The following is a 13597-nucleotide window of genomic DNA, read 5'->3' on the forward strand; positions in this document are numbered from 1 at the left end:
CAATTTATAAGCTCTTTAGATACCCTTCCACTTTTTTCACGGCCAAATGATAGGAGGCCTTTAATCCACCGACGGAAGTATCCAGGATTTCAGAGATTTCCTCATACTTTAATTCATCAAAATACTTCATATTAAATACCAATTTTTGTTTTTCGGGCAATGAGGCAATCGCTTTCTGCAATTTTAATTGAATTTCATCGCCTTCAAAATAAACATCGGCCTGTAAATCGGTAATCATTTTACTTTGATATTCCCCATCCGAAAGTCCCAGCTTCTTTGATTTTTTATTTAAAAAGCTAAGTGATTCGTTCGTCGCAATCCGGCACATCCATGAATACAATTTACTATCGCCTTTAAACCCCGCTATGTTTTTATAGACCTTGATAAAGGTATTCTGCAAAACATCATCGGCATCATCATGGTTCAACACAATTCTACGAATATGCCAATATAATCGTTCTTTATAGGTATGGACCAATATCTCAAAAGCACGAGATTGTGTCTCTTTGTCCTTCAACTCTCGAACCAAGGTTTCCTCCGCTATCAATCCTATGTATTTGGTTTGCTTCTTAGACTCTAAAGTTAGGAAAAGGTTTAATTTGGTGGGAATTAGGAATAAGTATTCAGTACTAAATAAAAAGTACCAAGTAAACAGTATTTAGTAATTAGTAATAATTTTTTTGTTTTTTGGTGTGGAATGGATTTTTTTACCATCAACCATCAACCATCAACCATCAACCATCAACCATCAACCATCAACCATCAACCATCAACCCAGTTCTGGAGCAGAGCCAAAGGAATCAACCCATAGACTGCATTTCGACCAACTTTTGGTAGGCCCCTTTTTTGCTTATCAATTCGGTATGGGAACCTTGTTCAATAATTTCGCCTTTTTGTAAGACCACAATAGTATCCGCATTCTGTATGGTAGAAAGTCGGTGTGCAATGACGATAGATGTTCTGTTGCGCATCATTTTTTCCAGTGCATCTTGTACCAAACGTTCGCTTTCCGTATCCAAAGCGGAGGTGGCCTCATCCAAAATCATAATCGGCGGATTCTTAAGTACGGCCCTTGCAATAGAAAGACGTTGTTTTTGCCCCCCGCTCAATTTATTGCCACTATCGCCAATATTGGTATCGTAACCCTCAGGAAGCGCTGTGATAAAATCATGGGCGTTAGCAATTTTTGCGGCCTCTATAATTTCTTCAAGAGTTGCATCTTTTTTGCCGAGGCCTATATTGTTTTTTACAGAGTCGTTAAAGAGAATGGAATCTTGCGTGACAAGGCCCATAAGACCGCGCAGCGATTCTTTCTTTAAATTCTTTATGTCGACGTCGTCTATCTTTATAGTCCCTTCATTGACATCGTAAAAACGCGTGACCAAGTTGGCAATGGTACTTTTTCCACTACCGGATTGCCCTACCAGCGCCACGGTTCCGCCTTTTGGAACATTGAGGTTGAAGTTTTTCAACACGTATTCTTCCCCATACTTAAAGGAGATATCCTCAAGTGCTATACCGGACTCAAAAGTATTTTTCTCGATTGGATTAGGAATTTCGGCTATTGGATTTTCGGTCTCCAAAATTTCCAGAACACGTTCCGCTGCGGCGTTTCCTTTTTTTACACCGTAGGAGGCCTTGCTAATGGCTTTTGCTGGTGTGAGGATTTGGTATGCCAATCCCATATAAGTAATGAAAAGCTCCGGCTTCAATGTTTTTTCTACTAAAACCATTTGACCTCCATACCACAATATCACACCAATGGCCGCTATCCCAAAAAATTCGCTAGTGGGCGAAGCGAGGTTTTGTCTGTTGAGCAAACTATTGGAAAAGTTGTAAAATCTTTTTGTGGATTTTTTAAAAGTATTTGAAAATCTGGATTCTGCATTGAAGGCTTTTATAACTCGAAGTCCTCCCAGGGTCTCTTCTAAAATGGATAAAAAATATCCCTGTTCTTTCTGAACTTTGTCAGACTTTCGTTTAAGTGATTTACCGATGAGTGATATTAAAAAACCGGAAATAGGCAGAAATAAAAACACAAATAAGGTCAATTTTGCACTAATCGAAAGCATGGCTATAATAGTAAACAAAATTGTTAAGGGCTCCCGTACAACTAATTCCAAAATGGACAGAAAGGAATGCTGAATTTCTAACACATCCGAAGTAATTCTCGCTATGGTATCTCCTTTTCTCTTTTCCGAATAATAAGAAATAGGCAATTCTACTGTTTTTACATACAATTCATTTCTTAAATCTTTCAATACACCATTTCTTAAAAAGGTGATAAAATACATTGCTAAATAACCAAAAAGGTTTTTGAGAAAAAAGGCTGTAATTACTATTGCAACCATAAAAAAAAGGGTGTCCCCAGGACTACCACTTTCACTTTTTTGAGTGACAAAGTAATTAAGATATTCCATTAAGTATTCCTTTCCCATGGATATTCCGTTCCAAATCGGTTTCTCAAAAACGGGCTCGGTTTGTTTGAACAAAACGGCCAACATTGGGAACAAGGAAATCATGGCCAATGTTGCAAAGAGGGCATAGAAAATATTGGAAAGAATATTCAACAGGGCATAAACCCTATAAGGTTTCGCAAAGCGAAGAATCTTTTTAAAATATTCCATTAACCTAAATTGAGCTCGCTTAAGATGCTTTGTATCTTGGCATCCAGTTCAGCGGCTACTTTTTTATAGTCTTCGGCAGTGTCCAAAATTGTATTGGTGCTGATATAGAATTTCACTTTAGGCTCGGTTCCGCTGGGTCTTGCGGCGATACGAGTGCCATCTTCGGTTTCGTAAATCAATACATTGGCTTTGGGAAGGTCAATCCTGTTTTCTTCACCTGTCAAAACATTTTTTGCTATAGAAGTGTTATAATCCTCGATCCACTTTACTTTGGAACCCGCAACGGAGGACACCGGATTTTCTTTAAAGTCCTTCAGCATTTGTTTGATTTCTTCCGCACCGCTGATTCCCTTTTTCGTTATCGACACCAAATGCTCCTTGTAAAAACCATAATTCACATAACAATCGATTAAATCTTTATAAAAAGAGCTTCCGTTCGCTTTTGCTTGCGACGCAATTTCACAGGCCAATAGGGTAGAGGTAACCGCATCTTTATCACGGACAAAATCACCCACCATATAACCGAAACTTTCCTCACCGCCACCAACAAATTTTGACTCCGGAAAATCCTTTATCATTTTGCCGATCCATTTAAAACCGGTCAAAGCCGTCTTAAATTCTACTCCATATGCTTTGGCCATGGCCTCCATCATTGGAGTGGACACAATGGTAGTTGCTATAAATTCATTCCCTTGAAACCCTTTTTCTTTTTGCTTTTCCAATAAAAATTTGGTCATCAATACCATAGCTTGGTTCCCGTTCACAATCTCCATCTGCCCGTCAAGATTACGGACAGCAATTCCCAAACGATCACTGTCAGGGTCGGTTCCTACGACCATATCGGCACCGATTTCCTCGGCCTTTTTAACGGCGATGGACAATGCTTCCGACTCTTCTGGATTTGGGGATTGTACCGTAGGAAAATTCCCATCAGGCTCGGCCTGCTCGGCGATTACCGTTACGTTTTTGTATCCCGCCCTTTTCAATACTTCGGGTATGGCGGTGATAGAAGTTCCATGTAAGGAAGTGAATACAATCTTGAATTCATCTTTGCCATCCGCATTAAAATTCCCATTTTTGACCGACTCGTTTATAAAAGCTTCATCGGCATCCGCATCTATAAGCTCAATTAAACTTTCATTTGCATTGAATTTAATGGCGTCAAACGAGAGCGAATTAATTTCTGCGATAATTTCACCATCCTGAGGTGGTACGATCTGCCCGCCATCCGTCCAATACACTTTATAGCCATTATATTCCGGTGGATTGTGGGAAGCGGTCAATACAATACCTGCATGGCAGTTTAAATGCCTGACCGAAAAAGATAACTGAGGGGTAGTTCTCAAACTGGAATATAAATACACTTTTATGCCGTTTGCGGAAAAAACTTCCGCCACGGTTCTGGCAAGGGTATCACTGTTATGCCTACAATCATAGGCTATGACAACTTTTATTTCTTCGTTGTCATACACCTTGTTTAAATAATTACTGAGGCCTTGGGTACTTTTTCCCAATGTGTATTTATTGATTCTATTGGTCCCTGCACCCATGACACCGCGCATACCTCCAGTCCCGAATTCCATATTTTTATAAAATCGGTCTTTTAATTCTTCGGTATCATTATCTATTAAGTGCTGGACTTCCTTTTTTATAGCTGGGTCGAAAAAATCCGTGAGCCAACTTTTGGCACTTTCAAGAACATCGTTCATACTGCGTGTATTTTTGTATCAATTTAAATTTATAAAGAATATTCTGATTCCTTGTTTTGGTTTTTGGTTTCTTCCGAAATAAAATAGCGGTTTTCCTTTCTTTTAGAGCGAATTAGTATTTCTCCTATAAAGCCCGCTAGAAAAAGTTGCGTACCAATGACCATGGAAGTCAGGGCAATGTAAAATTGAGGCCTATCCGTAATCAACCTACCAAAACGGTTTATGAACAATTTGTCAATGCCCAAATAGAGTGCAAAACCAAAACCTATGATAAACATAAGCACACCTAGAGCACCGAATAAGTGCATAGGTCTCTTGCCGAACCGGGAGACGAACCATATGGTAATCAGATCCAAAAAACCGTTGATAAAGCGGTCCATACCAAATTTGGTCTTCCCGTATTTTCTAGATTGATGTTTAACAACTTTTTCTCCAATAACGGCAAAACCGGCATTTTTGGCCAAAACAGGAATATATCGGTGCATCTCGCCAGAAACCTCAATAGTCTTCACGACCGATGCATTATACGCCTTTAACCCGCAATTAAAGTCATGCAGTTTTACACCCGATGTTTTCCTTGCCGCCCAGTTGAACAGTTTGGAAGGAAGGTTCTTAAAAATTATAGAATCGTATCTTTTCTTTTTCCAACCGGAAACAAGGTCAAAGCCCTGTTCCACAACCATTTGATATAGTTCCGGGATTTCTTCCGGATTGTCCTGAAGGTCGGCATCCATGGTAATGACAACATCTCCTTGAGCCGCTTTGAAACCGGCATGTAGTGCCTGTGATTTACCAAAATTCCGTAAAAACCGAATTCCTTTTACATTTTGGTTCTGTTCGGAAAGTTTGGAAATCAACGCCCAAGAGTTATCCGTACTCCCATCATCTACGAAGAGGATTTCATACAAAAAATGATTGGATTGCATTACGGATACAATCCAATCATGAAGCTCTTGAAGCGATTCTTCTTCGTTAAGTAAAGGAATTACAATAGATAGCTGCATGTTTTGCTTCTGGAATTCCTTTCAAAAGTACAAACTTAGTCGATATTTTCAGGCTTTTTTAATATTAACGCAGGTACTAAAGTTAAAATAAACCCTAAAAGTAGACTGAATATTAATCCAAAAATAACTTGCATACTTGGCGTTGAGAATTTCTGTCCCATTTCCATTTGAGCATCAATTTGTTCTGTGGTCATTGTGGTTGTTTCCATAAGCTGGTTCTTTTGATATTCCATTGCTTTGGTCATCATATCTGGGTCTATTACATTAGCCATAAGTTGATTGAACGTAATTCCAATAATTCCGCCAATCAGACAAACTCCAACACCGATTTTTAAAGCTTGCCCGAAGGACATAAAACCTCTATTTGTTTTTTTGAACTGAATTAATGCTAAAATTATCGCTGCTAACATCAGTACTATGCTGATAAGCATAACCGCAATACCACCTTGATAGTGCATGTCGGCAGTGTACAACATGAATGCAAAAACGATACTTATTCCGCCTAATAAAAGACCATAGTTCAATGCAAATTTTCCTGTTTTAGGTTGATTTTCTTCCATTTTCTTATAAATTTTAAGGTTGATCACTCTATAAGTGCGCCAATTCCAATAAATGTTACATTTACGAGCATTTATTTTTAAATGTGATTGTCCATTTATGAATTTTGATTAAATTTGCAGGCTTAAAATAAGTGCCCGTTGGAATGGGTGCGTTAAATTTTATAACGATGCAAAAAGGAATACACCCAGAAAATTATAGATTAGTGGCCTTCAAGGACATGTCCAACGAAGAGGTTTTCATCACTAAATCAACCGCGGATACCAAAGAGACTTTAGAGGTTGACGGTGTGGAATATCCGTTGGTTAAATTGGAAATCTCTAGAACTTCACACCCTTTTTATACCGGAAAAGCGAAGTTTTTGGATACTGCTGGTCGTATTGATAAGTTCAAGAACAAATACAAGAAATTTTCTAAGCCTGCTGCCAAGAAAGAGGAGGAGTAAGAGTTTTCTTTTTATCAGAATAGGCCCTCGATATACATCGGGGGCTTTTTGTTTTTAAAGCTGTCCAATTTTTGGGAAAGTCACCTAAATAATAAACTACCGCATAAAATGGTTTGTTAATTTTGCTCAAATTCCGAAAACGATGAATTATATACTTTTTGATGGCCCGGTCCGCAACAATCTACTCCCTTTCACCTTTACAAGACCCGTTGGTGAAATTAGGATTGGAATTATGACGATTAAAGAAAAATGGGAAGCCTATCTAAAGAACAGTATTTCCTATTTGACAGAGGACTATCTAAATGTAAAGTATCCTTTGGTAATCGCTGAGGAAAATATCTTGATCAATGCTTCCGTTCTGCCAGATGAAAGCTTATTAGAAGCTATAGCCAATTTAAAGCACCATCAAGCATTGATACAAAACAACACGGTTATTGCTTATACTACTGAATCCGTAGTACAGAATTCAGATATGAGCGGCTTTGATACCATAACATATGAACGGGATATTTTTCAAATTGAATACACTTGGGATATTTTTTCAAAAAACGCGGAAGCATTACAGGCCGACTTCGATTTTATAACCAGAGGAAGAAAGAGTCAACCAATTTCCGATACGAACAAGACCATTCATCCTGAGCGCATTTTTTTTGAGGAAGGTGCAAAAGTGGAGTACAGTATTTTGAATGCTACGGACGGACCCATTTATATTGGTAAAAATGCTGAAATATGGGAAGGCAGCCTTATACGTGGCGGGTTGGCCTTGTGCAATAATGCTACCATAAAAATGGGAGGCAAGCTTTATGGGGCTACTACTATTGGACCGTTCAGTAAGGTTTGTGGGGAAGTAAGCAACTCCGTCATCTTTGGTTATTCCAGCAAAGGCCATGAAGGGTATCTTGGAAATGCGGTACTTGGAGAATGGTGTAATATTGGGGCGGATTCCAATAACTCTAACTTAAAGAATAATTATGCAAAGGTTCGTCTTTGGAACTATGCCACGGAAAAGTTTGAACAAACCGGATTGCAATTTTGTGGATTAATGATGGGCGATCATAGTAAAACGGCTATAAATACAATGTTCAATACGGGAACGGTAATTGGCGTAAATTCAAATATTTATGTACCAGGGTTTCCACGGAATTTTATACCAAGTTTTAGTTGGGGAGGAGCTTCAGGGTTTTCTACCTATATGCCCGAAAAAGCTTTTGAGGCTGCAGAAGTCATGATGGCGAGAAGAAATGTGAAGTTCGATCAGACAGAAGCGGATATTTTAAATCATGTTTTTGAGTTGACCAAAAGGTGGAGGAAATATTGAATTTATACCATCGGTGGCCAGATTGTATTTTTTGTAATATCATCTATATCGAACAAAACCCATAGATGTTCATTCTTTTGGCGTTTCCAATTCGCTGAATCCCAAACTACGATTTCACTTTTATGGCCCCCTTTTGGAGTATAAAAAGTATAGGTAATAAGATAAGGATGAATACGGTTTTCATATCTGCTCAAGTCTTTTTTAATTTCCTGTATGACTCCTTTGGTAGGTACTCCGTTTCTTAGAACGTCCAATTTTGTTTTTGCTTTCTTCCTGCCCGTGTTCCTAAAAAAGAGGCCAGTGAGGATAAATATGATACCAACACCTACGCAAAGAGAAAGAAACCCAAAAATGATTAGAATCCGTCCGATACCTGCCTCCATATTTTTATACAATATGATATCTTGTCGGAGTTTTTCAGTGATAAATCTTGGAGCTTTGGGTGGGTCTGGAGGCCTTCCCAAACCGGGAATGGAAGGTAGTTCACCACCACAATTTTCACAACTTTTAACAAGGTCTCTACGATTTGATGTACCACACCAACCACATTTCAATATCCATGGTTCTAATATTTCTATAGGTCCACCACATGTGGGGCAATTTGCTTCGTTGTTTGTAGCTTCGGTAAGACACCAGGCACATTTGGTGATTCCTTGTTTCAATTCGGTAGTTTAAGTTATTACTTCCTTTGTCTCGAAGATAGTCAGTTTTATTATCTTGATTATAAATAACGGTATTAGTTGGTATTTTCTTATTTGTATTCCCAAAATTGAAGGTCAAATGTGAAGCTACTAAAATTTGTAAAATTTAATATTTTGAAAATTGAACAAGCGATTAGGGGTAGTTATTAAGCAATCGACCTGAAAGGTATAGTATTAAATTATTAATCATAATCGTTTTATTTTCAATGCATTATACTTATTTTGGAACATATGGTAAGGTATTGGCATTACTGCTCAATATTTGGTTTGGCCATTAGTGTAAACACTTTCAGAAATCTATTAAATTTTCAAATCCTTATCTTTGCCGTCCTTAAAACAATGAGGCTTAGATGAGTAAAAAAGTCGCTTTTTATACATTGGGCTGTAAGCTTAATTTCTCTGAAACATCCACGATTGCTAGAAGTATGGTAAACGAAGGTTTTGACCGTGTCGATTTTTCGGAAAAAGCAGACATGTATGTAATCAATACCTGTTCCGTTACCGAAAATGCGGATAAAAAGTTCAGGACCATTGTAAGACAGGCTCAAAAATCCAATCCTAAAGCCTTTGTGGCTGCCATAGGCTGCTATGCCCAGTTAAAACCAGAGGAACTTGCCGCGGTTGACGGCGTAGATTTAGTACTCGGCGCAACCGAAAAATTCAACATACTGGAGTATCTAGAAGACCTTTCCAAAAATGATAAAGGAGAGGTACATTCTTGTGAGGTAGAGGATGCTGATTTTTATGTAGGAAGTTATGCCATTGGTGATCGTACCAGGGCATTTCTAAAGGTTCAAGATGGCTGTGATTATAAATGCACCTATTGTACTATTCCCTTGGCCCGTGGAATTTCCAGAAGCGACACACTTTCCAATGTACTTAAGAATGCCGCCGAAATATCGGCTAAGGGGATAAAGGAAATCGTATTGACCGGAGTGAATATAGGAGATTACGGCAAGGGCGAATTCGGCAATAAAAAACATGAACATACTTTTTTGGACTTGGTGAAGGCCTTAAATGATGTTGAGGGAATTCATCGTTTACGCATTTCATCCATAGAGCCCAATCTGCTTAAAAATGAAACAATCGAATTTGTGGCCCGAAGCAAAACATTCGTACCTCATTTTCATATTCCCTTACAAAGTGGGAGCGATGACCTATTGAAATTAATGAAGCGTCGTTATTTAACGGCACTGTATACGGAGCGTATTTCAAAAATAAAAAAAGAGATACCACATTGCTGTATTGGGGTAGATGTCATCGTCGGATTTCCCGGTGAGACAGATGAGCATTTTTTGGAAACCTATCATTTTTTGAACGATTTGGACATTTCATACCTACATGTTTTTACATATTCCGAGCGAGATAATACCGAGGCTGCTCTAATGGAGGGTATAGTTCCTAAAAATGTCAGAAACAAACGTAGCAAGATGTTAAGGGCGCTATCCGTAAAGAAAAGAAGAGCTTTCTATGAGAGTCAGCTGGGATTATTGCGCAGTGTGCTTTTTGAAGGGGAAAATAAAGAAGGATACATTCATGGTTTTACGGAAAACTATGTGAAAGTGAAAACTCCTTGGAATCCAGAATTGGTGAATGAATTAAAAAAGATAAAGCTTACAGAAATAGATGAAGATGGTTTAGTACGATTTGATTTTATACCCACTGCTGTTGAAGTTTAATAACAAATACTCCCTTTATCTTGATAAATTAGATTTTAGCATCAGTCTCCATAACTATCAAAATAACCTAATATAAGAATACGTTTATCCGGATAATAAATTGCCATTTGCTGTACGCCATCAAATTTATTCCATATCTTCACTACAGACCTGCCCCAACTTTCGTCTCCAATTTGTTTACCCTGGTGAGATACATATGCATAAGTTTTAGTTGTAAGTATATCGCTAGAGAATAAAGCTTTATATAAAGTGCTTTCAGGAACTATTTCATTAACTTGTAAAAATCCATCTTTCTGAATTACTGGTTTATCTTTAAGTAGAGGAGATATATCAATGCCAAAAGCTTCAGTTAAAAAATGTTTCTGGACATACGTATTACACCCATATAAAAAAGTTAATATGTACGCAATAAAGAGGAATCTGGTTTTTAATTTTTTTTTGATAGTCATTTTTGAGTACTGTAGGTCATCCTAGCTAGATACTAAACACCAATTTATTTAAAATTTTAAACAAAAAAACCTCTCATTATAGAGAGGTCTAAGTTAACATTTGTTTAGTATGTTATAATTCTTTTAAATACGAATTCCAACAGGCAACATCTCCTTGTACTGTCTGTTCTTCCTTAGAAAACCGGCTATTTGCGGACTTGTTGGAACAACACGTAAATTTTGCTCTTGAATGTGGTGAAGAACAGCCTTGATGAAATTTTCTTTAAAACCTTCTTTCGTAATTTCCTCTGGAATTATGAGTTTGGTCAAAAAGACTTTTCTTTCTTGTGATGAGTATTCGATTTTTGCTAAATGGCCTTCAACCGTAGTTTCAAATTGGCGCAAGAAAGCATTGTCCTTAATAATAACTTCATTCATATAGTCGATTTTAGCGTTGGTTTAAGACAAAAAAATTACGACGTTCCCAATCGTAATTTAAAGTTAAGTTGCTCGCATGTGTTGAAATAAAATCTTTTACTCCGTATTTTCCGAACACAGAATGTAAAATTAATAAAAAAATAGGTAATTTCCTAACCTTTTGGCAATTGCATTTTGAAGACAAACACAAAAACACCTATATATTTTATGCCTGGAATGGCCGCTGGCGTCAGCATATTCGAGTACATAAAATTACCTAAAAACACCTTTGAATGTTACTATTTACAGTGGAAGACACCCCAAAAGGGAATAGGTTTAGCTGCATATGCCAAAGAAATGTGCAAGGAAATAATCCATGACAATCCCGTACTGGTAGGTGTTTCTTTTGGAGGGTTGTTGGTGCAGGAAATGGCAAAACATATTGCCGTACGAAAAGTCATTATCATCTCTAGCATAAAAAAGGCATCTGAACTTCCAAAAAAAATGCTGTTTGCCCGTTATACCAAAGTGCATAAACTTTTGCCAACGGGATTAATAAATAATGTAGAGCTTTTGGCTAAATATGCATTTGGGGAAACGGTAACGAAACGGCTGGCACTCTATGAAAAGTATCTGGATATTCGTGATAAGCATTATATTGATTGGTGTATAGACCAAATGGTAAATTGGAAACAGAAGGAGTGTGCTGAAAATGTGATACACATCCAAGGTGAAAAGGATACCGTTTTTCCTTTGGAAAATATAAAAGATTGTACAATTGTTAAAAATGGAACGCATACTATGATAATTCATAGGGCAAAATGGTTTAATGAGCACCTTCCCACAATTATTTTGGAATAAGAAAGTTCTATTGATACCTTTGATTGATATTAAAAATGATAGTTATGAAGCTACTTAAGAATATATTGATGCTTTTAGGCGTATTTTTTGTAATAAGTACGTTGATTTTTGCCGTACAGGTGAATAAAAACAATACAGCGTTAAAAGAACAAATAGCTACCGATAGTATTCAGAAAAATGTAGCCAATGAATATCACATCTCCTCTATTGATATTCCAGAGGATTTGAATTTTGCCGGAGAGACTGTTCCGCAGGACGACCCAGAAATCATGGAACGGGTAGATCGCGAGTTTCTGGTCAATACTTATTGGCAATCCAACGCGCTTTTGTTGATGAAAAGGGCCCATAAATATTTTCCGGTCATTGAACCTATTTTGGCAAAAAACGGTATTCCGGATGATTTCAAGTATTTGGCAGTGGCCGAAAGCGGACTTACCAATGTTGTTTCCCACGCCGGGGCCACAGGATTTTGGCAGATTATGAAAGGAACGGGCAAAGAATATGGTTTGGAAGTAAACAATAACGTTGATGAACGATATCATTTGGAAAAATCTACAGAAGTAGCTTGTGCCTATTTGAACAAATGGAAAAATAAATATGGTAGCTGGACGCTAACCGCTGCTGCATACAATGCAGGCCCTGGAGCTATAAATAAATACATGGGCATTCAGCAAGTGGATAATTACTGGGATTTATTATTGGGACAGGAAACGGGCAGATATGTTTTTAGAATAATGGCCATCAAGGAAATCCTTTCCAATCCAGAAAAATATGGCTTTCACATAAAAAAGGATGATCTATACGAAGCGGTTCCTTCGTTTACCGTAGAAATTGATAAACCTGTGTTAAGCTTTGCCGATTTTGCACAGGAATATGAAATCAATTATAAGATATTAAAACGCCATAATCCATGGTTACGGGAACCACACTTGAACAATGCTTCAGGAAAAAAGTACGCAATTGAGATTCCGAATAAAGGATATTATAGGGAAGCTAAATAATTTAGACAATGTAATATGATTTGAATACAAGACTGATCATGTAATAAAAATCCCAAGTTCTTGATTGTTGTAAGAACTTGGGATTTTTATTGAATAATTTTTTCGGCTCTAAATCTTTTTCATTTGCTGTTGCATCATTTTAATTTGATCGGTCAGCATATTGTTTTTATCCAATTTTTTGGCTTCGCTCAAAAGGGTAGTGGCCTCTCGTTTACGTCTTTTTTGCATTGCAATACCTGCAAGGCTTAATTTGGCCATGGCAATATCATAATCCATGGTTAGGCCAAGTTTAAGGGCCTTCTTGAAATATTTTTCCGCAGTCGTAAGGTTGGTCTGGGAGAAGATGATTCCATGTAAATAATTGTAATACCCTTGTTGTTTGGTAGTCAACGCCGCTTCTGGATTTTTTATTTTTTTCAACCAGTTTTGGGTTCCTTCCAAATCTTGCTTGCGCATTCTTAGAAATGCAAGTAGTATAATTTCATTTCTAAAATAAAGGAATATAAATATAAGTGATAACAGGATTAACGCAATACCGTTGCCGATATAGCCTTCTATGAACTGATAGACAGCGTAGGCAATAATTAGACCGGCAATAATTAATTTTAGATTTTTATTGAACATGGGTTGTTTTTAGTATGAGTGTTTTGGTATTGTACAGTGGTAAAACCGTGCCTCTCAAAATTGTTATAGCATTGAAATTTGATTCTGGCAAAATTAGCGAAAACCTCGGTTTCGGAACATACGGATTATTAAAAATATTTTTTTGATTGAGCTTGTTAAAGAAAAAACTCTTTGTATATTTGCGCCCAGTTTTACCTACCCTAAAAAGGTAATAGTAAGAATTAA

14 protein-coding genes are annotated in these 13597 nt (G+C 37.4%); 5 read left to right on the forward strand and 9 right to left on the reverse strand.

Features of this window, described 5'->3' with window-relative positions:
• Positions 1-4 precede the first annotated feature (4 nt).
• The 5 genes from ACKWBX_RS09580 to ACKWBX_RS09600 form a co-directional block, all read right to left on the reverse strand.
• Complete coding sequence (locus ACKWBX_RS09580) at positions 5-547, reverse strand: RNA polymerase sigma factor (protein WP_413968454.1); 543 nt, start codon at positions 545-547, stop codon at positions 5-7.
• A 253-nt stretch (positions 548-800) separates the two neighbouring features.
• The gene (locus ACKWBX_RS09585; protein ID WP_413968455.1) at positions 801-2627 is read right to left on the reverse strand and encodes an ABC transporter ATP-binding protein; all 1827 of its coding nucleotides are present in this window, start codon (positions 2625-2627) and stop codon (positions 801-803) included.
• Positions 2627-4336 carry a phospho-sugar mutase gene (locus tag ACKWBX_RS09590; protein WP_413968456.1) on the reverse strand — a complete coding sequence of 570 codons (1710 nt, stop codon included), beginning with the start codon at positions 4334-4336 and terminating at the stop codon, positions 2627-2629. The genes ACKWBX_RS09585 and ACKWBX_RS09590 overlap by 1 nt, the downstream gene beginning before the upstream one ends.
• A gap of 29 nt (positions 4337-4365) precedes the next feature.
• Positions 4366-5340, reverse strand: a complete 975-nt coding sequence (locus tag ACKWBX_RS09595) for a glycosyltransferase family 2 protein (protein WP_413968457.1) — start codon at positions 5338-5340, stop codon at positions 4366-4368.
• Positions 5341-5375: 35 nt separating this feature from the next.
• Positions 5376-5900 (reverse strand): DUF4199 domain-containing protein, encoded by a 525-nt coding sequence (locus ACKWBX_RS09600; protein ID WP_413968458.1) that lies wholly within the window; start codon positions 5898-5900, stop codon positions 5376-5378.
• A 167-nt stretch (positions 5901-6067) separates the two neighbouring features.
• Here ACKWBX_RS09600 and ACKWBX_RS09605 point away from each other — a divergent pair, with 167 nt between their 5' ends.
• Both ACKWBX_RS09605 and ACKWBX_RS09610 read left to right on the forward strand, forming a co-directional pair.
• The gene (locus ACKWBX_RS09605) at positions 6068-6343 is read left to right on the forward strand and encodes a type B 50S ribosomal protein L31 (protein WP_413968459.1); all 276 of its coding nucleotides are present in this window, start codon (positions 6068-6070) and stop codon (positions 6341-6343) included.
• A 142-nt stretch (positions 6344-6485) separates the two neighbouring features.
• Entirely contained in the window at positions 6486-7661 is a 1176-nt protein-coding gene (locus ACKWBX_RS09610; protein WP_413968460.1) for a GlmU family protein, read from the forward strand.
• Positions 7662-7663: 2 nt separating this feature from the next.
• Here the strand turns inward: ACKWBX_RS09610 and ACKWBX_RS09615 are convergent, their stop codons facing one another.
• Entirely contained in the window at positions 7664-8323 is a 660-nt protein-coding gene (locus ACKWBX_RS09615; RefSeq protein WP_413968461.1) for a hypothetical protein, read from the reverse strand.
• Positions 8324-8712: 389 nt separating this feature from the next.
• On the opposite strand from ACKWBX_RS09615, the gene mtaB reads away from it, so the two are divergent.
• The gene (gene mtaB / locus ACKWBX_RS09620; RefSeq protein ID WP_413968462.1) at positions 8713-10041 is read left to right on the forward strand and encodes a tRNA (N(6)-L-threonylcarbamoyladenosine(37)-C(2))-methylthiotransferase MtaB; all 1329 of its coding nucleotides are present in this window, start codon (positions 8713-8715) and stop codon (positions 10039-10041) included.
• A gap of 41 nt (positions 10042-10082) precedes the next feature.
• Here mtaB and ACKWBX_RS09625 read toward each other — a convergent pair whose 3' ends face one another.
• Both ACKWBX_RS09625 and ACKWBX_RS09630 read right to left on the reverse strand, forming a co-directional pair.
• Positions 10083-10490 carry a hypothetical protein gene (locus ACKWBX_RS09625; RefSeq protein ID WP_413968463.1) on the reverse strand — a complete coding sequence of 136 codons (408 nt, stop codon included), beginning with the start codon at positions 10488-10490 and terminating at the stop codon, positions 10083-10085.
• A 123-nt stretch (positions 10491-10613) separates the two neighbouring features.
• Positions 10614-10907, reverse strand: a complete 294-nt coding sequence (locus tag ACKWBX_RS09630; protein WP_413968464.1) for a GNAT family N-acetyltransferase — start codon at positions 10905-10907, stop codon at positions 10614-10616.
• A gap of 207 nt (positions 10908-11114) precedes the next feature.
• Here ACKWBX_RS09630 and ACKWBX_RS09635 point away from each other — a divergent pair, with 207 nt between their 5' ends.
• Positions 11115-11747 (forward strand): alpha/beta hydrolase family protein, encoded by a 633-nt coding sequence (locus ACKWBX_RS09635; protein WP_413968873.1) that lies wholly within the window; start codon positions 11115-11117, stop codon positions 11745-11747.
• 44 nt (positions 11748-11791) lie between these two features.
• Entirely contained in the window at positions 11792-12748 is a 957-nt protein-coding gene (locus ACKWBX_RS09640; protein ID WP_413968465.1) for a lytic transglycosylase domain-containing protein, read from the forward strand.
• 108 nt (positions 12749-12856) lie between these two features.
• Here ACKWBX_RS09640 and ACKWBX_RS09645 read toward each other — a convergent pair whose 3' ends face one another.
• Entirely contained in the window at positions 12857-13372 is a 516-nt protein-coding gene (locus ACKWBX_RS09645; protein ID WP_413968466.1) for a DUF2892 domain-containing protein, read from the reverse strand.
• Positions 13373-13597 lie beyond the last annotated feature (225 nt).

Source organism: Maribacter algae (assembly GCF_047345745.1).
In the GTDB taxonomy this organism is placed as follows: Bacteria; Bacteroidota; Bacteroidia; order Flavobacteriales; family Flavobacteriaceae; genus Maribacter.

Bases quoted from the DNA above. Each gene is read 5' to 3' on its own strand.
- ACKWBX_RS09585 (WP_413968455.1), bottom strand. From the start codon at position 2,627: ATGGAATATTTTAAAAAGATTCTTCGCTTTGCGAAACCTTATAGGGTT.
- ACKWBX_RS09590 (WP_413968456.1), bottom strand. From the start codon at position 4,336: ATGAACGATGTTCTTGAAAGTGCCAAAAGTTGGCTCACGGATTTTTTC.
- ACKWBX_RS09595 (WP_413968457.1), bottom strand. From the start codon at position 5,340: ATGCAGCTATCTATTGTAATTCCTTTACTTAACGAAGAAGAATCGCTT.
- ACKWBX_RS09600 (WP_413968458.1), bottom strand. From the start codon at position 5,900: ATGGAAGAAAATCAACCTAAAACAGGAAAATTTGCATTGAACTATGGT.
- ACKWBX_RS09605 (WP_413968459.1), top strand. From the start codon at position 6,068: ATGCAAAAAGGAATACACCCAGAAAATTATAGATTAGTGGCCTTCAAG.
- ACKWBX_RS09610 (WP_413968460.1), top strand. From the start codon at position 6,486: ATGAATTATATACTTTTTGATGGCCCGGTCCGCAACAATCTACTCCCT.
- mtaB (WP_413968462.1), top strand. From the start codon at position 8,713: ATGAGTAAAAAAGTCGCTTTTTATACATTGGGCTGTAAGCTTAATTTC.
- ACKWBX_RS09625 (WP_413968463.1), bottom strand. From the start codon at position 10,490: ATGACTATCAAAAAAAAATTAAAAACCAGATTCCTCTTTATTGCGTAC.
- ACKWBX_RS09630 (WP_413968464.1), bottom strand. From the start codon at position 10,907: ATGAATGAAGTTATTATTAAGGACAATGCTTTCTTGCGCCAATTTGAA.
- ACKWBX_RS09635 (WP_413968873.1), top strand. From the start codon at position 11,115: ATGCCTGGAATGGCCGCTGGCGTCAGCATATTCGAGTACATAAAATTA.
- ACKWBX_RS09640 (WP_413968465.1), top strand. From the start codon at position 11,792: ATGAAGCTACTTAAGAATATATTGATGCTTTTAGGCGTATTTTTTGTA.
- ACKWBX_RS09645 (WP_413968466.1), bottom strand. From the start codon at position 13,372: ATGTTCAATAAAAATCTAAAATTAATTATTGCCGGTCTAATTATTGCC.